The 21149-nt window shown below is 34.8% G+C and carries 17 protein-coding genes and 1 tRNA gene; 10 read left to right on the top strand and 8 right to left on the bottom strand.

Features of this window, described 5'->3' with window-relative positions; translation table 11 throughout:
• Nucleotides 1–74: 74 nt before the first annotated feature.
• Complete coding sequence (locus tag DFQ11_RS12135) at nt 75–983, bottom strand: patatin-like phospholipase family protein (RefSeq protein ID WP_110476150.1); 909 nt, start codon at nt 981–983, stop codon at nt 75–77.
• Complete coding sequence (locus tag DFQ11_RS12130) at nt 980–2944, bottom strand: M1 family metallopeptidase (protein WP_110476149.1); 1965 nt, start codon at nt 2942–2944, stop codon at nt 980–982. The genes DFQ11_RS12135 and DFQ11_RS12130 overlap by 4 nt, the downstream gene beginning before the upstream one ends.
• Before the next feature lie 160 nt (nt 2945–3104).
• On the opposite strand from DFQ11_RS12130, the gene recG reads away from it, so the two are divergent.
• Nucleotides 3105–5207 carry an ATP-dependent DNA helicase RecG gene (recG, locus tag DFQ11_RS12125; protein WP_110476148.1) on the top strand — a complete coding sequence of 701 codons (2103 nt, stop codon included), beginning with the start codon at nt 3105–3107 and terminating at the stop codon, nt 5205–5207.
• 95 nt (nt 5208–5302) lie between these two features.
• Here recG and DFQ11_RS12120 read toward each other — a convergent pair whose 3' ends face one another.
• From DFQ11_RS12120 to DFQ11_RS12110, 3 genes are all read right to left on the bottom strand, one after another.
• Nucleotides 5303–5935, bottom strand: coding sequence for an SDR family oxidoreductase (locus tag DFQ11_RS12120; RefSeq protein WP_110476147.1), 633 nt, complete (start codon nt 5933–5935; stop codon nt 5303–5305).
• A gap of 9 nt (nt 5936–5944) precedes the next feature.
• A complete protein-coding gene (locus DFQ11_RS12115) occupies nt 5945–6100 on the bottom strand; it encodes a YqaE/Pmp3 family membrane protein (RefSeq protein WP_110476146.1) in 156 nt (51 codons plus the stop codon).
• Between the two features lie 105 nt (nt 6101–6205).
• Nucleotides 6206–7420 carry a peroxiredoxin family protein gene (locus DFQ11_RS12110; RefSeq protein WP_110476145.1) on the bottom strand — a complete coding sequence of 405 codons (1215 nt, stop codon included), beginning with the start codon at nt 7418–7420 and terminating at the stop codon, nt 6206–6208.
• A gap of 120 nt (nt 7421–7540) precedes the next feature.
• Between DFQ11_RS12110 and pheT the strand changes: the two genes are divergently transcribed.
• The 8 genes from pheT (at nt 7541) to ribB (ending at nt 18298) form a co-directional block, all read left to right on the top strand.
• On the top strand, nt 7541–9967 hold the full coding sequence (pheT, locus tag DFQ11_RS12105; RefSeq protein ID WP_110476144.1) for a phenylalanine--tRNA ligase subunit beta: 2427 nt from the start codon (nt 7541–7543) through the stop codon (nt 9965–9967).
• A 174-nt stretch (nt 9968–10141) separates the two neighbouring features.
• On the top strand, nt 10142–10642 hold the full coding sequence (gene tpx, locus DFQ11_RS12100) for a thiol peroxidase (RefSeq protein ID WP_110476143.1): 501 nt from the start codon (nt 10142–10144) through the stop codon (nt 10640–10642).
• 4 nt (nt 10643–10646) lie between these two features.
• The gene (locus DFQ11_RS12095) at nt 10647–11018 is read left to right on the top strand and encodes a diacylglycerol kinase family protein (protein ID WP_189343018.1); all 372 of its coding nucleotides are present in this window, start codon (nt 10647–10649) and stop codon (nt 11016–11018) included.
• 169 nt (nt 11019–11187) lie between these two features.
• Nucleotides 11188–11976, top strand: coding sequence for a M15 family metallopeptidase (locus tag DFQ11_RS12090; protein ID WP_110476142.1), 789 nt, complete (start codon nt 11188–11190; stop codon nt 11974–11976).
• 33 nt (nt 11977–12009) lie between these two features.
• The gene (locus tag DFQ11_RS12085) at nt 12010–14430 is read left to right on the top strand and encodes a DNA translocase FtsK (protein WP_110476141.1); all 2421 of its coding nucleotides are present in this window, start codon (nt 12010–12012) and stop codon (nt 14428–14430) included.
• A 44-nt stretch (nt 14431–14474) separates the two neighbouring features.
• The gene (locus DFQ11_RS12080; RefSeq protein WP_110476140.1) at nt 14475–15116 is read left to right on the top strand and encodes a LolA family protein; all 642 of its coding nucleotides are present in this window, start codon (nt 14475–14477) and stop codon (nt 15114–15116) included.
• A gap of 18 nt (nt 15117–15134) precedes the next feature.
• Nucleotides 15135–17120 (top strand): LptF/LptG family permease, encoded by a 1986-nt coding sequence (locus DFQ11_RS12075; protein ID WP_110476139.1) that lies wholly within the window; start codon nt 15135–15137, stop codon nt 17118–17120.
• 29 nt (nt 17121–17149) lie between these two features.
• Complete coding sequence (gene ribB / locus DFQ11_RS12070; RefSeq protein ID WP_110476138.1) at nt 17150–18298, top strand: 3,4-dihydroxy-2-butanone-4-phosphate synthase; 1149 nt, start codon at nt 17150–17152, stop codon at nt 18296–18298.
• Between the two features lie 123 nt (nt 18299–18421).
• Here ribB and DFQ11_RS12065 read toward each other — a convergent pair whose 3' ends face one another.
• From DFQ11_RS12065 to DFQ11_RS12055, 3 genes are all read right to left on the bottom strand, one after another.
• On the bottom strand, nt 18422–19618 hold the full coding sequence (locus DFQ11_RS12065; protein ID WP_110476137.1) for a DegT/DnrJ/EryC1/StrS family aminotransferase: 1197 nt from the start codon (nt 19616–19618) through the stop codon (nt 18422–18424).
• Nucleotides 19619–19697: 79 nt separating this feature from the next.
• Nucleotides 19698–20327 carry an NAD(P)H-dependent oxidoreductase gene (locus DFQ11_RS12060; RefSeq protein WP_110476136.1) on the bottom strand — a complete coding sequence of 210 codons (630 nt, stop codon included), beginning with the start codon at nt 20325–20327 and terminating at the stop codon, nt 19698–19700.
• Between the two features lie 135 nt (nt 20328–20462).
• Nucleotides 20463–20547 (bottom strand) — tRNA-Ser (locus tag DFQ11_RS12055).
• 262 nt (nt 20548–20809) lie between these two features.
• Here DFQ11_RS12055 and DFQ11_RS12050 point away from each other — a divergent pair.
• Nucleotides 20810–21145 carry a hypothetical protein gene (locus DFQ11_RS12050; protein WP_146221535.1) on the top strand — a complete coding sequence of 112 codons (336 nt, stop codon included), beginning with the start codon at nt 20810–20812 and terminating at the stop codon, nt 21143–21145.
• Nucleotides 21146–21149 lie beyond the last annotated feature (4 nt).

Below are 21149 nucleotides of genomic sequence, written 5' to 3'. Positions count from 1 at the left end.
TTCTTATACTCTTTTTTCTTATGTCACTGAATATCGTATTCCGTGTTTCTATCATTCTTTATTTGATTTACTAATTATTCTTGACTCTCAATAGGACTGAGCTCTTGATTTTTATACTTCGCATAATCATAGCCTCTTTCCCACCATTTGGTCATCTTAGTTTTATCGAAAATCAAGGAATTCGTGGTTAACACGGTTGGCGTATAATAAAAATTAATAATCGCATCTTGATTTGACGCTACGAATTTCCCAATTCTTATATTCTGACTTTCAATTCGATCTAACATAAACGAAAACATATTGGTCAATAATGAAAATGCATTAAGGGATGGCATTCTGTTCAACTGTGTGACTTCTGTTTGCAGAATTATAGCATCCACCGTAGTTGCTCCTCTTTTTATAGCTTCCTCAATAGGAACCATAGCTCCTAAGCCACCATCAGCATATTCACAACCATTTTTATAAGCCAATGACATAAAGGGCGTATAGTTGCATGAGATCCAAATCCACTCACAAAACTCGTCATAATCAAAATCTTTGATTGATTTATATTCCACTTGATTTAGCGACAAGTTAGATACCGTCACAACGACATCCGCATGACATCCTTTAAGCATTACAAACTCTTCCTTAGTCAAGGTTCTTTTAATAAGTTTCTTTAAGTTTAAACTTGTTCCAAAAGTTTTATGCCCTTTAAATATATTTTGAAGTACCGTATAATGGTTAATCCCAATAGTTTCAACTCCTTTTTTTCTTTTGATAACAAAAGGACAACTATCGAATATAGACTTCTGATTGACATTGGTATATATTTCTTTTATTTTATCTATACGATTCAAACCCAAATGAGACACCATTAAACTCCCAGTGGATGTACCTAAAAATATATCGTATTTATAATGCTCCTCCTGAATCAGAAACTGAGCCACTCCTCCTGCAAAAGCACCTTTGCTCCCTCCTCCAGATATCACCAACGCTCTCATTCTTCTTTATTTTGATCTAATCGTTCCGAAAACTGTCTTGCAAATTTCACCATTCTCCAATTATGATGTGATTTAGCGGTCTCCAAATTAGTTTCACATTCTGCAGCACAGGCTTTTATTAAATTTAAATACTGAAAGGCTTTGATTCTTAAGTCAGCATTCCACTTTTCAGCTGTATAACTTAATAACTCATCATACATCGCTTGTTTTTTATCCACTTGAAATTCCAAAGTATTAAGATGTAAAACCAACCATAACAACCTCACATTTTTATCACTAAAACCAATGACATCCTGGGTTTTAATTAAATATTTTGAACGTTCTTGAGGGAAATTAACCCACAGATTATATAAAGCGTTTTCTATGGTAATATAGGACTTATCATTTAATAAAGATTCATAATCAGATTTTAACTCCTTAGGAATGTCGCTGACATATTGAGAAATAGCTTGCCTTACTTTCAACCCATTCTTGAAAGTATTAGCATTAACCAAATAAGGCACCTGAGCAATAATCTTCGCCTTGGCATCATCAGACACGTCATACTTTAAATATTCCGCACATTTTGAAGTTTTCGCCTCACAGTCAACCATAATGTATTCCTGAATATACATTGACTGTTCCTTTAATAATCCAATTGCGTCATCAAAAGGAAACTCTTTTTGAACAATCCATATATCAACAAATCCCGATAAATCTTGCTCTGCTAGCACTTCAACCTCTGAAATAAAGTCGGATGTTTGTACAATCGAAAACTGATGATTTTCAAGATAATTCTGAATAGCTTTTCTAAAAACCAAATCACCGACCTTACTCCGCAAGGCATGCAATACCCATGCGCCTCGCTGATAAAACGTTAAACTGCTAGATTTAGGATTTAATAATGAAGTTCCTTCGCCAGCTACATCTTGCCTTCCTAATTCTTGGGCCGATTGGTATAATTTAAAATAGAAATAATCGTCCCCAAACACCTTACGCTCTGCCAACAGTGCATAATACGTCGCAAAGCCCTCCTGCAGCCAATGATGATCACTTGACTTGGCTGTCACTAAATCTCCAAACCATTGATGCGCTAATTCGTGAGCGTTAACATTTACATAGTTCTTATCATTAAACCCTACCGAATCCACTACAAACGCATCTGAAAAAATAGTAAGACTTGTATTTTCCATTCCTGCATATAAAAAATCATGAACAGGCACTTGTTTGTATACGCCCCAAGGATAAGGAAATCCAATTTCTTCTTCCAAATAATCAAACATTTCCTTCGAGTACTTATAAGTTGATTCAATTTTTAATGAGTCTTCAGGATAATAGTAAAACTCTAAAGGAGTCCCACTATTAGATGTTTCCGTTCTTTTATCGTAATCACCAATTGCTAAAGCTACCAAATAACTTGACATCGGTTGCTTCATATCAAATTGCCAGACCTTCAAACTATCCACTTTTTGAATATTTTCAAGTTGCCCATTAGCCAAAACTTTATAATCTTCATCATAAGTTATGGTCAAATCGAACTCTATTTTATCGTTCGTATCATCTAAACTTGGCAGCCAATGACTTGTATACTTCCCTTGTCCTTGAGTCCAGATCTGAGGAGATCCATTTTTTTCAACAAAATAAAGAGCTTGCTTTGGACCAACCTGATAACTGAAGTTAACAATGTACGACACTCCAGATTTAAAATCAGACACCATCCACAATTTCTTTCCATCATTATAAAACTGAACACCATCATTTGTATTCAACGAATAATCAAACTTCATATTTACAGCGTCTAAAAAAACAGAATCGACATCTTTTAGTATTTTAAATTGAAGCTCAACATCGCCCGAAACCATTGTAGAATCAACATCAAACGACAAAGAGGCATGCAGCCGTTTAAAATCAACGAATTCCATCTGCTGCGCCGCACAAACATTGACAAACAATAACACGAAAATAACAATCAGGTTTCTCATAACATCCAATATACAAGAATATGACCAAAATACGATAAATTGTTATTCCCTCGAAGGACCTGACTTAAAACACCAAGCATTCTCAGAGAATTTACCATAAGTTAGGAATGGCAAAAAAAAGAGATTCCTTTTTTCAAATGAAATAGGTAAATTCGCAACTATGAGTGCGAACTTACAAACTCCCATTGACTACCTCAAAGGTGTTGGCCCAAACCGAGCAGATTTGTTGCGGTCAGAATTGGGTATTCAGACCTATCAAGACCTTATTAACTTGTTCCCCAATCGCTATATAGATCGAACGAGATACTATAAAATCGACGAACTACAGCAAAATAATGCTGAAGTTCAAGTCATAGGAAGAATTACAGGGTTTAGAGAAGTCGCACAAAAGCGAGGCAAACGCTTGGTTGCCGACTTCAGGGATGACACCGGAGTAATGGAATTGGTGTGGTTTAGAGGACAAAAATGGATTAGAGACAGTCTAAAAACCGGTCAAACTTATGTGATTTTCGGTAAAACCAATTGGTTCAATGGAAAATTTAGTATGCCTCATCCCGACATGGAGTTGCAATCTGAACATGAAAGTAATTTGCGTTCTGCGATGCAAGCAATTTACCCATCCACAGAAAAGCTTTCGAATAAAGGCATTACAAATCGTGTTACGACCAAAATAATGCAACAACTGTTTTTGGAAACCAAAGGACGATTTATAGAAACTTTACCCGATTCTTTATTAGCTGAACTAAAATTACTTTCTAAATCTGAGGCTCTTTTTAATATACATTTTCCAAAAAATCCAGAGCTTTTAGCACGTGCTCAATTCCGATTAAAATTTGAAGAATTATTTTATATTCAACTGCAGCTAATTATTAAAAATCTCATCCATAAATCAAAAATAAAAGGATTTACTTTTGATAAAGTTGGAGACTATTTTAATACTTTTTACAAAGAGCATTTACCATTCGATTTAACCAATGCACAGAAACGTGTTTTAAAAGAAATAAGACAAGACTTAGGCAGCAATGCTCAAATGAATCGACTTTTACAAGGCGATGTAGGCTCAGGCAAAACCATAGTCGCCTTTATGTCAATGCTCATGGGGCTTGACAACGGTTTCCAATGCTGCCTAATGGCACCGACTGCAATTTTGTCAGTCCAACACTACCAGGGATTAAGTGAGCTATGTAAACCATTAGGAATCAGCATATCACTACTAACTGGGTCAACAAAAACTTCAGATAGAAAAATTATACACGAAAATTTAGAAAATGGCGATTTACAGATCTTAATTGGCACTCATGCTCTCCTCGAAGATAAGGTAAAATTTAAGAATTTAGGTCTTGCAATTATAGATGAACAACATCGATTTGGTGTTGCTCAGCGCTCAAAATTATGGCACAAAAATACGCTTCCACCAAATATTTTGGTCATGACTGCTACGCCAATTCCTAGAACTTTAGCCATGTCTGTTTATGGCGACTTGGACATCTCTGTTATCGATGAATTACCTGCAGGTAGAAAACCAATAAAAACAGTTCATCGTTATGATAGTAATCGCCTTAAAGTTTTCAAATTTATACGAGATGAAATTGCTTTAGGCCGACAAGTTTATATCGTGTATCCTTTAATCCAAGAAAGTGAAAAAATGGATTATAAGGATTTAATGGATGGCTACGAAAGCGTGGCTCGAGAATTTCCGATGCCAGATTATCAAATTTCCATTGTTCACGGAAAAATGAAACCAGCGGATAAAGATTTTGAAATGGAACGATTTGTAAAAGGCGAAACTCAAATTATGGTGGCTACCACAGTTATTGAAGTTGGCGTAAACGTTCCCAACGCCTCAGTGATGATTATTGAAAGTGCTGAACGCTTCGGGTTATCACAATTACACCAATTACGAGGACGCGTAGGTCGTGGAGCAGAACAGAGTTACTGTATTTTAATGACAGGCCATAAATTGAGTCAGGATAGCAAAACTCGCCTTGAGACTATGGTAAGAAGCAGTGACGGTTTTGAGATTGCCGAAGTAGATTTAAAACTTCGTGGGCCAGGGGATATTATGGGTACACAACAGAGTGGTGTTTTAAATTTACGTATTGCTGATATTGTAAAAGATAAAGACATTCTTCAACAAGCACGCTATTACGCCAAAAACATACTTAAAGTAGACCCAAGCTTAGCTTTACCCGAAAACAAAGCAATTCTCCACACCTACAGACAAATGAGTAAGTATCGCAATATCTGGAATTATATTAGTTAGTGTTTGGCAGTCTATAAATTAGCCTAATAAAAAAGAGACGCTTTAAAAAACGCCTCTATCTTTTATTTTATATACTAATTTACTTTGTGCCTGACTTAACTATTAAAACTACTAAGCGCCTCTCCTATTAAAGTATCACCCTCAATAATTTCAAAGGTTGTATTAAAAGGCGCCTCATCATCTAAGGCACCAACAAGGGTTTGAGCGACATCTTCTCTACTTATCTCTCCCTGTTTATTTAGTTTTCCCTTCAATTCTATTTTCCCTTTAGCTTCAGCATTAATAAGCGCACCTGGCCTAACAATAGTGTATTTTAGCCCACTATTTCTTAGATGCTCGTCGGCATTTTGCTTGGCTTTCATATAATCTTTTAAGTCCGTTACAGACTCCGGATGATCTGCTCCCATAGAGCTCAACATTACAAATCTCTTGATGTTTGCCGTTTTTAAAACATCCATAAGGCACTTTGCTCCTTCTTGATCAACTTCAACAACATTCTTTCCACCAGATCCAGCCGCAAAAACCACCTTATCTATACCCTTTACAGTATGCCTAAGGTCTTGCGTTAAATCCGCTAGAACCGTTTCCACTCCCTCTTCCTTAAATTGCTTCTGCTGCTCTTCTTTTCTTACCATCGCAACCGGATTAAAGTTTGATGAAGATTTTAATTTATTTACAATATGCCTGCCAGTGGTACCATTAGCACCTGCAACTAATACATTTTCCATAGTTTTCCTTTATTTACTATTGACATAAAGTGCGTAAATTATACCTGGCAACCAACCTATTAATGTTAACAAAAGGCTTATTAAAAATTGAGTTCCTAAACCACTCTTTAGAAATACAGCTAATGGCGGTAAAAGAATACTAATTATGATTGTTACTAATGACATTTATCTTACTTTTTTTTGAGTTCAATACAAATTTAACCCGATTGAACTTCACCTCTTAGTCGGTTTGCAAATTATATTAGCGCAAATTGAATATGAGATGACCAATTACTCATCTAATAAGCTCCCCACGAATGCTTCAAAATCTTCTTTAAACTCTAGATACTTGGTACCTGTCGCAGGCCCATTAAATCCTGTATGAATTTTTCGAACCTTCCCGGTTTTATCAATAAATATAGAGGTTGGATAAGACAAGACTTGATTCAACATCGGCAATTTTTCTTGCGCCTTTACTTTATCAGACGTACCGTACTGCGCTAAAAGAATCGGATACTTAATATCTAATCGCTCTTTTAATCGCGCAATGCTATTGAAAGCCTTTTCCTGAGTTTTCACATATTCAAAAGCTAAACCAATAACCTCGAACCCTTTATCCTTGTTGCTGTCGTAAAATTCAGCGAAGTATTTACTTTCATCCAAACAATTTGGACACCAAGTTCCCATAATTTGAACCACAACAACCTTCTCCTTAAAACGCTCATCACTTAATGACACCATTTTGCCATTCTCATCAGGAAAGGTAAATTCAAGTTGATCATAACCAGCCTTTAAGTACGTAAGCTCATCTGCACTGGGCAATTCAAAGGACGAATTACGCTTAGCTTCAAAAGGTTGTTTATAATGATTTCCTGAATAAAATGAACCTTCCATAGTTGAATCTGAAACTATCGCTGTAAATAAATAAGCGTTAGCGCCATCGAAAGTAGACAGCTTCATTTCATTACCATCCATCACACCTTCTAGATAACGATAATCACCCGTTGTGGTTCTAAAGGTACCTGTGACCTTTTCATTTTCCTGTTTAAATATGCCTTGCGCAATATATTCCTGATCAGGATCACCTTTTCCAAAAGTAGTTTCCCAAGTTCCATTTACGTCTTGTGATGGACTTGAACTGACCTCAAAACGGTTAGACTTACCATATTCAGCAATAAAAGGAACTACTCTATCTAAGCTTTCTTTTACAAAGTGTCCTTTGAGGTTATCACCTTCAAATTTCGCCACTAAATAACCTTCAAATACAGGAGCTTGTATAAATACAGAATCATTTCTATAAGTGATTTCATCAACATCTATAACTTCTTCAGCATTAAAGATTTTCAAACTTGTAGCTGATTCAACTTTAAAAATGAAAGGCAACTTCACATTATCTTTTGTTTCTAAACTTGCGCGGTAGGTTCCGTTTTTTAATTTATACTCTTTCTTTTCACTCTCACAAGAAGTTAATATTACTAGTAATAGGCAAACAAGGGCGTAACGCATATAAATGTTTTTTTTTAAATTTTGTTCAAAATAACAATATAAAGATCACATAAAAAATTGATTTCATATTTCATTCACTTGTTGGAATTACTATCTTTGCTGCTTGATTAAATTGAAACTATGAAGATTTCATACAACTGGCTTAAACAGTTCATAAATGTAGATTGGGACGCTGAAAAAACTGGCGAATTATTAACTGATCTTGGTTTAGAAGTAGAAGGAATAACTAATTACGAATCTGTTAAAGGGGGATTAAAAGGCATCGTTGTAGGCGAAGTTTTAACCTGTGAGCAGCATTCAAATGCCGACCGATTAAAGGTGACCACCGTAAATATCGGCACAGATACGCCTGTACAAATTGTATGTGGAGCTCCAAATGTAGCAGCAGGACAAAAAGTTCCAGTGGCCACTATTGGAACGACTTTGTATACTCCAGAGGGTGAAGCTTGGACCATAAAAAAAGGAAAAATCCGAGGCGAAGAAAGCCATGGTATGATATGTGCCGAAGACGAGTTAGGTCTTGGAGAGTCTCATGATGGCATTATGGTTTTAGATCCTGAAACTAAAGTTGGTACTCCGGCTGCAGAGCTTTTCAAAGTTGAAAACGATCAAGTTTTTGAAATAGGTTTAACGCCAAACCGTGCGGACGCCATGAGTCATTACGGGGTTGCTCGTGACTTAAAAGCGGGGCTTTTACAAAAAGATATTTCTTTAGAATTAATTACGCCTTCTGTAAGTTCTTACCACGTAGACGCAAGAGCATATAAGGTTGATGTTGACGTTCAAGATTACGATAAAGCACCGCGTTATTGCGGAGTTACGATCTCTGGAATCCAAGTTGGCCCTTCTCCTGATTGGCTACAACACCGCTTAAAATCAATTGGTTTAGCGCCGATTAATAATGTCGTAGACGCCACTAATTATGTACTACACGAATTAGGACAACCTTTACACGCCTTTGATGGTGATAAAATAACAGGGAATAAAATTCAAGTTAAAACCTGTGAAGCTGGAACAAAATTTACAACTCTAGACGGTGTTGAGCGTGAATTACACGAAGAAGACCTTATGATCTGTGATGCTAAAAAACCAATGTGTATAGCAGGTGTTTTTGGTGGCATTGACTCAGGCGTTACAGAATACACAACACGTATATTTTTAGAAAGCGCCTATTTTAATCCCGTAAGTGTTAGAAAAACAGCTAAACGTCATGGATTGAATACAGATGCCTCATTCCGATTTGAAAGAGGAATTGACCCTAACCTTACAGAATACGCGTTAAAACGTGCCGCTTTATTAATTCTTGAAGTTGCTGGTGGAGAAATTACAAGTGATATTTTAGATACTTACCCAAAAAAAATTAAAGATTTTGAGGTAAGACTTAGTTTTGCCAATGCTAAAAAGTTAATTGGTGAAGATATACCGGAAGAAACCATTAAGAGTATTCTTTCGTCTTTAGACATAAAAGTGAACAACGTTACTGAAGCTGGTTTAGGATTAACTATTCCTGCTTATAGAAATGATGTTCAACGCGAGGTAGATATTATTGAAGAAATTCTACGAGTTTATGGCTACAATAATGTAGGTACTTCTGAAAAGCTAAATGCGTCTATTGCTCATTTTCCTAAACTTGAAGATTATAAACTTCAAAATGTGATAGGCAATCAGTTAGTTTCTCAAGGTTTCTTTGAGATTATGGCTAACTCGTTAACATCTCCTAAATACGTGGAGCTTAGTGAAGATTTAAATCCCGATCACAATGTTAGCATGCTTAACCCACTTAGTACGGATTTAGAAGTCATGCGTCAGTCTTTATTGTTTTCTAGTTTAGAAGCAGCGGCTCATAACATTAATAGAAAACGTTCGGATTTAAAATTGTTTGAATTCGGAAAGACCTACCATCAATATTCTGAAACACGAGCTGAAAACAAACACCTTTCTCTTTTAGTTACAGGAAATAAAAATGAAACACGCTGGAATTCGGCATCAAACCCAAGTGATTTCTTCTTTTTAAAAGGAACAACTGAAGCGATTTTAGATCGATTAGGTCTTACCAAATTAAAATATGCACCAACTAAAATGGATGTATTTAGTGAAGGTATGAGCTTATCTGTCGGTAAAAAGAAATTAGTTGACTTTGGATTAGTCAAGAAATCTGTATTGAAGCATTTTGGAATTTCTCAAAACGTTTTATATGCAGATTTCAATTGGGATAATGTATTAGAAATGGTTCATTACAACACCATTAAATTTACCCCAATCCCTAAATATCCAGCGGTAAGACGTGATTTCGCACTTCTTTTAGATGAAAAGGTAACTTTTGATGACATTAATACAATTGCCAAACAAACGGAAAAGCAATTGTTGAAAAGCGTAAAACTTTTTGATGTTTATCAAGGTGACAATTTACCAGCTGGCAAGAAAAGTTATGCGGTAAGTTTCATGCTACAAGACGAACATAAAACGCTTAACGATAAGCAGATTGATAAAATTATGTCTAAACTTCAGGCTAATTTTGAAAATAAGCTTGGCGCAGAACTACGTTAAAAATTCAACAGCTATACTAAAGCCCTTAAGCATTACGTTTAAGGGCTTTTTTTATTTTCATCTATTTGTGGATGTCATTATATGATCCACCTATTTAATTCAAATATTCTGTTTTATTTTATACGAATACGCTTAAAAGTTGCTATTTTTAACATTCACTAAAATTTAGAAAACATGGCAAATATAACATTAGGAGGATCACCTATAGAAACTATAGGCGACTTACCATCTGTAGGAAGCAAAGCACCTGATTTTAAACTCACTGCAACGGATTTATCAACAAAATCAATGGCCGATTATAAGGGCAGTAGATTAGTTTTAAATATTTTTCCAAGTATAGACACTGGTACTTGTGCGCAATCGGTAAGAACTTTTAACGAAAAAGCGAGTCAATTAGAAAACACTAAAGTTCTTTGTATTTCTAAAGATTTACCATTTGCCTTAGCACGTTTTTGTGGTGCAGAAGGTTTAGATAATGTCATCAGTCTTTCAGATTTTAAAACTGGAAATTTTGGAAAAGATTATGGTTTAACTATAAATAATGGTCCATTAGAAAGTTTATTATCTCGTTGTATCGTGGTAATTGAAAAAGACGGAACCATCCTACATACAGAACAAGTTAGCGAAATTAAAGACGAACCTAATTACGAAAGTGCATTAGCAAGTTTAGCATAGCTATATGATTCAAAAGAAAGAACCATTTTTAGTCAATAGACTAAAAAGTGTTGGTTACGCCTTTAAGGGCATGCTTGTACTGATTAAAACAGAAGCCAGTATTAAGTCTCAATTGTTTATAGCTCTTGTAGTAACAGTTGCTGGCTTCTATTTTGATATATCTAAAACTGAGTGGATGGCTCAATTAATTATGATTGGCATGGTATTAAGTATTGAAGGGGTTAATACAGCAATAGAGAATATAGCCGATTTTATTCATCCAGAATATCATAAACAAATAGGATTAATAAAGGATATAGCTGCAGGTGCCGTATTTCTAGCTTCCATTATTGCTATGATTATCGCTGGTATAATTTATATCCCGAAGATTTTTTAAAGTTTTCAACTATTTAAAATATAAAGGTCGAACTCACTTTATTTAGAGATTTCATTTTTAAACGAAATACTCTCAAGTTATCGTCGTTATTACATCAAGCCTATAAAAGAAACTTTGCATATTTGTACTTTCACTCGTATCACTAGCCAGCAATACCATTAAGTTTTCAATGAAATTATTCCTAATCACATGTTCTATAGTCTTTGTTTTTAGTTGTCAATCCAACGCCTCTAAATCTATAGATAAAGAACTTAATTCTGTCCAACCGGAGTCCGTAATTAAAACTGATACTTTAAAACCTATGCCACAAGACAGTCTTAACATCACTAAAGAGTTTGTCTTAGGAAAGTTCAACTATAAAACCGATACAACGTTTACCAAAGTAAGCGCTACACATTCGGCAAAAACCTTATACCTTCACAAGAATACTTACAATGCCTTTCTAGAAATGTACAATGCGGCTAAAGAAGATGGTATTGAATTAATCATACTTTCAGGGACACGAAACTTTGACGAACAAAAAGTAATTTGGGAAAGAAAATGGAACAAATACAACAATTTAAAACCGAAAGAACGCGCTTTAAAGATTTTAGAATACAGTTCAATGCCAAGTTCGTCAAGACATCATTGGGGAACAGATTTTGACTTAAATAGTTTAACAAATTCGTATTTTAGCAGCGGAAAAGGAAAAGCCGTTTATGATTGGTTAAGTGCGAACGCCAATAATTATGGTTTTTTTCAAGTTTATACAGATAAGGATCATGGAAGAACTGGATATAACCTTGAAAAATGGCATTGGTCATACCTACCATTAGCGAGTCAATATTTAAATTATTATAATACGAATATCACGAGTGCAGATATCAGTGAATTCAAAGGTGCTGAACTTGCAGAAGATCTTCATATCATTGTAGATTACGTAAATGGTATTTCTGAAAAAGCAAAACAGTATAAATAAATAATAGATTTCCGAAGAATACGGAAAGTAAGCATGGCAAAAAAAACAGCGAAAAAAAAGACAACCACCAAAGCAAAACCAAAGGCTAAAGTAAAGAGACCTACGTTTACAATGACCAGTCAACAGAAGCTTGTCTTAGGTAGCTTTTTTATTATTACAGGTCTGTTACTATTCATTTCTTTTTTATCATTTGTTTTTACAGGTAAGGAAGATCAGAGTGTTTTAACCAATTTTCCAGAACGTTCTACAGAATATAAAAATTGGGCCAGTCAACTTGGTGCATGGGTAAGTGAATTCTTTATCACTAAAGGATTCGGATTATCTTCCTTTATTTTTTCAGGTTTAATCACCCTTTCAGGAGTATATATTGCCTTTAGCTTAACCAAAGCAAAACTGAGAAAACATTGGATTTGGGGAACACTTATTATGATTTGGTTATCTATATTACTAGGCTTTTTCACTCATAAGTTTGATATGCTTGGAGGCACCATCGGTTATGAAATGAATCTGTTCTTTCAGGATTATATAGGGAAAATCGGAACCATATTACTATTGCTATTTGGCTTTGTCACCTATCTCGCCATTCGTTTTAAAGTAACTGGTGAATCATTAGTTAATTTTTTCAAACGTACTAAGCAAAACCTAAAAGATGATTTCAAATCGGATGAGACGCCCCCTCAACCTGCGGTTAATATTGATAATAGTCTAACGGAAGAAGCCGAAGCGATTAAATCGGCATTCGAAGTGCCTTTAAAAAATACGGAAACACCGAAGTCAAAGAAAAATTCTAAACCAAAAGAAACTGTCGAAGGCATTACCATGGAGGTTTCGGAAAAACCCAAAGAGGAAACCGTTGAGACTCCTGAATTACAAGTTGAAGTTGAAACTGTAGAAGAAGAAAAATCCGAAACGGATAATTTAGCTGATAAATTAGTGGAAGATTTTGGATTGTTCGATCCTACTTTAGAATTAAATAAGTATCAATTTCCACCTTTAGATTTATTAAAAAAATACCCTAACGAAGGCATATCTATAGACCAAGACGAGCTTGAGGAAAATAAAAACAAAATTGTAGAAACTCTGAATAACTACAAAATTGGTATTTCAAGTATTAAAGCAACCATTGGTCCAACGGTAACCCTTTATGAGATTGTTCCTGATGCTGGTGTTCGTATTTCAAAAATTAAGAATTTAGAAGACGATATTGCCCTATCACTTGCGGCTTTAGGGATTCGTATTATTGCTCCTATTCCAGGCAAAGGAACTATTGGTATTGAAGTTCCTAACAAAAATTCAACTATTGTATCGATGCGATCTGTTATTGCATCTCAAAAATTTCAGAAATCCGAGATGCAACTTCCAATTGCATTTGGAAAAACAATTAGTAACGAAACCTTTGTGGTAGATTTAGCGAAGATGCCTCACTTATTAATGGCCGGTGCTACAGGTCAAGGTAAGTCCGTGGGGCTAAATGCCGTATTAACCTCTTTATTATATAAGAAGCACCCTGCCGAGGTGAAATTCGTTCTTGTCGACCCTAAGAAGGTTGAACTAACGCTTTTCAACAAAATTGAACGTCACTATCTAGCAAAACTACCGGATAGCGAAGAAGCGATTATTACAGATAACACAAAGGTTATTAATACACTTAATTCCCTGTGTATTGAAATGGATAATCGTTATGAAATGCTTAAAAACGCATTTTGTAGAAATATCGCAGAATATAATGCTAAATTCAAGGCTAGGAAATTAAATCCTAATGATGGTCATGCATTCTTACCCTATATCGTTTTAGTGGTTGATGAGTTTGCCGATTTAATTATGACCGCAGGTAAGGAAGTAGAAACGCCGATTGCGCGATTAGCGCAACTCGCTCGTGCTATTGGAATTCACTTAATTATCGCTACTCAACGTCCTTCTGTTAACGTCATTACAGGTATTATTAAGGCCAATTTCCCGGCACGTATTGCCTTTAGAGTTACAAGTAAAATTGATTCACGTACTATTTTAGATGGTTCTGGTGCCGATCAATTAATCGGACGTGGAGATATGTTATACACGCAAGGAAACGAACTTATTCGAATTCAGTGTGCTTTTGTTGACACGCCTGAAGTTGAAAAAATAACAGAATTCATAGGATCACAGAAGGCATATCCAGACGCTCACCTCCTACCAGAATACGTAGGTGAAGAAGGTGGCACAAATCTTGATGTAGATATCTCCGACAGAGATAAACTGTTCAGAGAGGCCGCTGAAATTATTGTGACATCACAACAAGGTTCAGCCTCTTTATTACAGCGTAAATTGAAGTTAGGTTACAATAGAGCCGGTAGAATTATCGATCAACTTGAAGCTGCTGGTATCGTAGGTTCTTTCGAAGGAAGTAAAGCACGTCAAGTATTAGTCCCTGATTTAGTGGCTTTAGATCAATTGCTAGAAAATGAACAACAGTAGATTATATAATTAGAAATATTATTTAAAATAATTAATAGAAAAAAATGAGAAATTTAATAATTATCGCATGTATCGCTTTCGGATTAACATCTTTCGCTCAGAATGATGCGAAAGCTGAAGCTTTATTAAACGAAGTAAGTACAAAAATTAAAAGCTACAAAAATATCAGTTTAGACTTTAAATATGAGTTGAATAATCTTAGCGAAAATATCAAACAAGAAACACGTGGCGATGTGGTTATTGAAGATGATAAGTATAAGTTAAATATTTTAGGAATAACACGTATTTTCGATGGTAAAACATTGTATACGATTAGTCCAGAAGATGAAGAAGTTACAATTTCCTCAGACAATACAGAGGATGAAAGCACAATTACACCGAGTAAAATGCTATCGTTCTATGAAAATGGCTATACCTATAAAATGGACATTATTCAAGATGTAAGAGGACGTAAAATTCAATACGTGAAGCTTAATCCTATCGATACAAATTCTGAAATAAAGCATATTCTATTAGGTATAGACGCGACAACTAAACACATTTACAATTTGATTGAAGTTGGTAAAAATGGAACTAAAACCACATTAACTGTTAATTCTTTTAAAACCGACCAACCTATTTCAAAAACCTTATTTACATTTGACAAAAGTAAATACAGCGACTACTTTATCAATAAAATAGACTAAGGCTTAATACAACATTGTGTGAAAATATTAGATAGGTACATACTTATCACATTCTTAAGGACGTTTTTTAGCGTCTTTATTATATTCATGTTCATCTTTATTTTACAAGGGGTTTGGCTTTATATATCCGAACTTGCTGGTAAAGACTTAGATGTTACAGTTACGGCCAAATTTATCATTTACTACATGCCAAAGCTCGTGCCTTTGGTTGTGCCTTTAACGGTTTTACTTTCTTCGATAATGGTGTTTGGGAATTTTGCAGAGAACTATGAGTTCGCTGCAATGAAATCCACTGGAATTTCGCTTCAACGCGCTATGCGAAGCTTGAGTATCTTTATTGTCGCACTTGGTATTGCTAGTTTCTTTTTTGCTAATAATGTTATTCCATGGGGTGAATATAAATTTTATAACCTTCGAAGAAATATTGCTAAAGTAAAACCAGCCCTTGCCATTGCAGAAGGCCAGTTTAATGAAATTGGCAATATTAATATTAAGGTCGAAAAGAAATCTGGAGATAAGGGACAATATCTTAGTAATGTTGTCATTCATGAAAAAACGCCAAATCGAGGTGGTAATCCTAAAGTTATTGTTTCTGAAAAAGGTGAATTAAAAAGTAGTCCTGACTCTAATATTCTTCAATTGGAGTTGATTAATGGAAACTATTACGAGGAGATATTTAATAAAGATGCTAGAAAAAACATTACTAAACCGCATGTAAGAAGTTATTTTGAAAACTACATCATTAATGTGGATTTAGAAATACTAAACTCTGATGACATGGACGACAATGTCTCGTCACGGCGATACAACATGTTAGATGTAAATCAATTAAATTATACGATTGATAGCCTTCAAGATAAAAAAACTGAAGATTACGAGACCTTCAGTAAAACTTTATACAATCGCAGTACTTATGATGTTTTAAATGCCAATATAGATACAACCCGAACCGACTCCATTTTCAAAGGAGAACATATACTTGACCTTTATAGTACGAATCAAAAAATTCAAATTTTGAACCTCGCTATAAATTCTACCAACAACACAAGTCAGATCATAGATTCAAACACAAGAACCTTTCAGACAAAGGATATTTGGTTAAACAAACATATCATTGTTATGCATGATAAGTTTGTTTTAGCTTTTGCCTGTGTAATTTTGTTCTTCGTAGGTGCCCCACTTGGTGCTTTAATCCGTAAAGGGGGATTAGGATTACCGATGGTTGTAGCTATTGTTTTATTTTTGACCTATCATTTCTTTGGAATTTTTGCAAAGAACAGTGCTGAGAAAGGTAGCTTCAACCCTATTATTGGATCTTGGCTTTCAACCGCTGTTATGCTTCCTTTAAGTATTTATTTGACCACTCGAGCTACAAACGACAAAGGTGTATTTCAATTTGATGCTATTTTAGTACCTCTAAAACGCTTATTCACTTCTAAAAATAAACTTCAGCTTTCAGAAAGTGATACAAAAGCCTATAATTACTATAAAAAATACTCCATTGAAGAGTTAATTGCAGTTATTAAAAAGCAAGATGAATTCGATTTGGATAAAAAACCTAAAGAGATTGCCCTTCAAAATTTAATAGATCGAAAGGTTCCCTTAGAAGGGTTAAAATCTGAAGGTTTAGACATACCAGACCATCTAATTGAGGCAAGGCATTTACTCAAGGATTATAAAGATTATTCTAAAACTAGTTTAGTGAGTTATAGTGTTGGAGTTGCACTTTTAGTCTTACACTTTGTATTTAAAAACAATAAATTACCCGATTTCGCAGATAGCTCACTTACCCTTAGCATTATCGCTTTTGTGTTTTTCGTGATTTATGTGATTATTGATGCTTTTAAATATTCAAAATTTTATAAAACCATCAATCAGAAAGGGAAACGAATTAACCCTATAATTTTAATATTATCCCTTCCTGTTTACCCTCTGAAATATTTAATTTTAAGAAATAAGATTACTCAAGACTTTTATTTGAGTTGTCTTCAAAATATAAAATAACCGTACCTTTGCAACGCAAAATTTGTACTATGACAACTAATACTGTGAATACTAAAACAAGCCTAAATACAATTGAAGAAGCCATTGAAGACATAAGACAAGGTAAGGTCATTATTGTTGTTGACGATGAAAACAGAGAGAATGAAGGTGACTTCTTAGCGGCTGCAGAAAAGGTCACTCCAGAAATGATCAACTTCATGGCTATGCATGGTCGCGGATTGATATGCGCACCTCTAACTGAACATCGTTGTGAAGATCTAGAGTTGAACATGATGGTGAGAAATAATACAGATCCATTAGAAACCGCTTTCACAGTATCTGTAGATTTAAGAGGTAATGGTGTAAGTACAGGTATTTCGGCCAGTGATAGAGCTAAAACCATTCAAGCATTAGTTAAAAAAGACACTAAGCCTTTTGAATTAGCACGTCCAGGACATATATTTCCTTTAGTAGCTAAAGAAGGTGGTGTTTTAAGACGTACTGGACATACAGAAGCTGCTATAGATTTCGCACGCTTAGCGGGTTTTGAACCTGCAGGTGTGATTGTAGAAATCATGAATGAAGACGGTACTATGGCGCGATTGCCACAATTAATGGAGGTTGCTAAGAAATTTGATTTAAAAATCGTTTCTATTGAAGATTTAGTGGCTTACCGAATGGAGCACGATTCGTTAATTGAAAAGAAAGAAGATTTCGATATCGAAACGCGTTTTGGTAAGTTTAGACTCAGAGCTTATTTACAAACTACAAATAATCAAATTCATATTGCACTAACCAAAGGTACTTGGAAGACGGATGAGCCTGTTTATACGCGTGTTAATGCTACTTTAGTGAATAATGATATTCTGGGTACTCTAACCAATAATGCCGACCAGAAATTAGATAGTATGTTTAATGTTATTAATACGGAAGGCAAAGGTGCTATCATCTTTATAAATCAACAAGCAGAGTCTATTAACTTATTAGCTCGATTAGCTATTCTTAAAGAAAATCAAGTGGAAGGAGAGTTAGTTAAAGCACCAAGTATTAGTATAGACACTAAGGATTTTGGTATTGGAGCACAAATTTTACACGATCTTAAAATCAGTAAATTGATACTCATGTCTAATAGTCTTCAAACGAAACGTGTTGGAATGATTGGTTACGGATTGGAGATTGTTGATTATGTAAATTATTAGTTTGAAAATTATAGTTTAAATAAAGGCCGAGCTGAAGGTCTAAATTAGAAATCGTAACAGTCCAAAATAGAAAATGGCTTCGTGTATTTAAATACGAAGCCATTTTTTTATTATAAGTCTTAATTATGATAATGCCTTCTGTACGCATTCAACCATTTTTTCAGCACGTTGTTTCACCTCTTCTTCTGTCCAAGACAATTTGATTAAACAGGATAGGTTTCTCGCGATATAGTGATCGGATTGTTCAAAAGTTTTTGTTTCAAGATATTCTAAGCCTTTTTTAACTTCTGTAGAAATCGGATATAAAGATTTCATATTTTTTAAATGATCCCACTTTCTAACATAGTGCCAGTTATTATCGTAATAATGAAAACAAGCATCTATACCATTTTCTTTAAATGCGGCGTTTACCTTTCTTGCCGATTCTAAATCTGGTAAAAAGAAATTTAAAAATGCATAACTCTCTTCTCCTCCTTTAGGAACAGTTCTAAAAGTCACACCTGGAATTCGTGATAAGGCATTGCGAAGGATTGTATAATGTTTCTTTTGAATTTCTATAAATTCAGGCAAACGCTTTACTTGTGCCAAACCTACGGCAGCATGTAGTTCCGAAACTCTAAAATTATATCCCAGAAATGGATGTGACTCGGCACCTCTATCATTTCCTATATGGTCGTGCCCATGATCGCTAAAATGATCGGCATTTCTATAATAATCTGGATTATTCGTGATTACGGCACCACCTTCACCACAAGTAATTGTTTTTACAAAATCGAAAGAGAAGCACCCTAAATCGGCAATACTTCCCAATGGTTTACCATTATATGTTCCACCAATAGCTTGACAAGCATCTTCAATAAATAGTAAATTGTGTTTCCTACAAATCTCTTGTAACGCATCCATATGCCCCATGCTGCCACACATTTGAACTACCATCACCGCTTTCGTTCTTGGCGTAATAGCCGCTTCGACAGCTTTTGGGTCTAGAGCTAAGGTATCATCTATATCTACTAAAACAGGTATAGCGCCTAGCATCATAATAGCTTCAAAACTTGCAACAAAGGTAAAACTAGGCATAATCACCTCGTCTCCTGCTCCAACACCAGCAGAAGCCAATGCAATAGATACAGCAGCCGTTCCGCTTGACACTAGTTGAACGTGATTTGTTTTAAGTGTAGTTGCCAATTCAGCTTCAAGTTCTTTAGCTTTCCAATGGCCATTTCGCATGCCGTCAAATCCATAGCGCATTAACACTCCATTGTCTAAAACATCATGAACTTCCTTACGTTCTAAATCACTAAATAACTCGAATCCTGGCATATTAAATTTTGATTTTAATCTTACAATTTTGTCTCGAAAACAAAGATATCATTTTCAAAAGGTCCTATTGTTAAATCCGCTATAAATCTATAATGGTTTTTGACAAGGGTTGTCTTACTTTTTTGAAATCGGCAAACATATCATCATCTGCCCTATATCCAACAGGTAATAGGAGAACCGCCCTTAATCCTAAATCGTCAAGACCAAGAGCCGTTCCTAATGTTATAGGATTAAATCCTTCCATCGGACAGCTATCAATCCTTTCAACAGCACAAACCGTCATTAAATTACCCAAAGCGATATAAGCTTGTCTAGTTGCCCAATCTACTTTTTTCACCTTAGGCATTTCATTAATTGTAGACTTTAGTTGAGATTTAAAAGGTGTTAAAATAGAATCTGGAGTTTGTCGAATGTTTTTAACGGTCTCAAAATGCTCTTCAACAACATTTTCATCAATTTCATTCTGAATACAGAGAATTAATAAATGAGACGCATCAATAACCTGAGGTTGACCGTAAGCAGATTCTACGAGCCTCTTTCTAACCTCTCGATCTTCAACTACTACTAATTTTAAGATTTGTAGGCCAAATGATAATGCTGTTAAATTAAAGGCTTCCTTGAGAATATTTATTTTTTCTTCTGAAAGCGACTTAGTAGAATCGAATTTTTTTGTGGCATAACGCCATTTTAATTTATCTATAATAGACATTTCTAGCTATTTTTTCAAAAATACGGAATAATCGCCGTAGTTGCATATGGCGTATTTACTAATTTACCATTGCAAGTTGCAAGTTAAAAATTAAGAAAAAAGAAAAAGCCTTGCATCAAATGCAAGGCTTTTCAGCGGAGAAAGAGGGATTCGAACCCCCGGAGGTGTGACCCTCAACAGTTTTCAAGACTGCCGCATTCGACCACTCTGCCATTTCTCCTTTAGCGGTTGCAAATATATAATCCTTTTTGTTCTAACCAAACCTTTTTGTATAGTTTTTTTAAAAAAATTTCGCGACTCTTTTAATTAATAAATTTCAGAAAGCATTGTAATTTCGGTACAGTTTATGTTATCAGTATATTAGGTCAGAAAATTGAAGTTAAAGATACTTATAAATTAATCCTCTACCTCTTCAATATATGTCACCATTAGTTTTGCTATAAAGAAATTCACCTGACTTCTGAACTAAAAAATATAGAATTTTGAAAAAATTATTTACAGTTATAGGAATGATTGCTGCAATTACAGCTGTGGTCATGACTTCGACTTTATACTATGATTTAGCAATACTTCCCTTGATAATTGCTTTTGTCAGTGGTATAATTCTCATATATATTTCAAAAAAGGAACACAGCAAGACTAAACCCATTCAATATATATTCCTATTAGTAATTTTTTCTTTGAGCTTAACCATATATAAAAGTGTTACTAGTACAATAGAAGACGAGCAAGCAATTCAGACAGAACAAGAGTCTACAGAGAATTTAAATAATTCACAGGGAAATCTGATAGAGATCGAACCTGAAGAAGAGCCATAAAATT

It is taken from the genome of Winogradskyella epiphytica, assembly GCF_003217215.1.
GTDB lineage: Bacteria > Bacteroidota > Bacteroidia > Flavobacteriales > Flavobacteriaceae > Winogradskyella > Winogradskyella epiphytica.
The sequence above is the reverse complement of the archived record's forward strand: the minus strand, read 5'-3'. Positions and strand labels throughout refer to the sequence as shown.

Coding starts and splice junctions, on each gene's coding strand:
- DFQ11_RS12080 (WP_110476140.1), top strand. CDS start 14,475: ATGAGAAATTTAATAATTATCGCATGTATCGCTTTCGGATTAACATCT.
- DFQ11_RS12090 (WP_110476142.1), top strand. CDS start 11,188: ATGAAATTATTCCTAATCACATGTTCTATAGTCTTTGTTTTTAGTTGT.
- pheT (WP_110476144.1), top strand. CDS start 7,541: ATGAAGATTTCATACAACTGGCTTAAACAGTTCATAAATGTAGATTGG.
- DFQ11_RS12130 (WP_110476149.1), bottom strand. CDS start 2,944: ATGAGAAACCTGATTGTTATTTTCGTGTTATTGTTTGTCAATGTTTGT.
- DFQ11_RS12115 (WP_110476146.1), bottom strand. CDS start 6,100: ATGTCATTAGTAACAATCATAATTAGTATTCTTTTACCGCCATTAGCT.
- DFQ11_RS12135 (WP_110476150.1), bottom strand. CDS start 983: ATGAGAGCGTTGGTGATATCTGGAGGAGGGAGCAAAGGTGCTTTTGCA.
- DFQ11_RS12065 (WP_110476137.1), bottom strand. CDS start 19,618: ATGCCAGGATTCGAGTTATTTAGTGATTTAGAACGTAAGGAAGTTCAT.
- recG (WP_110476148.1), top strand. CDS start 3,105: ATGAGTGCGAACTTACAAACTCCCATTGACTACCTCAAAGGTGTTGGC.
- DFQ11_RS12095 (WP_189343018.1), top strand. CDS start 10,647: ATGATTCAAAAGAAAGAACCATTTTTAGTCAATAGACTAAAAAGTGTT.
- DFQ11_RS12110 (WP_110476145.1), bottom strand. CDS start 7,420: ATGCGTTACGCCCTTGTTTGCCTATTACTAGTAATATTAACTTCTTGT.
- DFQ11_RS12120 (WP_110476147.1), bottom strand. CDS start 5,935: ATGGAAAATGTATTAGTTGCAGGTGCTAATGGTACCACTGGCAGGCAT.
- ribB (WP_110476138.1), top strand. CDS start 17,150: ATGACAACTAATACTGTGAATACTAAAACAAGCCTAAATACAATTGAA.
- DFQ11_RS12085 (WP_110476141.1), top strand. CDS start 12,010: ATGGCAAAAAAAACAGCGAAAAAAAAGACAACCACCAAAGCAAAACCA.
- DFQ11_RS12060 (WP_110476136.1), bottom strand. CDS start 20,327: ATGTCTATTATAGATAAATTAAAATGGCGTTATGCCACAAAAAAATTC.
- tpx (WP_110476143.1), top strand. CDS start 10,142: ATGGCAAATATAACATTAGGAGGATCACCTATAGAAACTATAGGCGAC.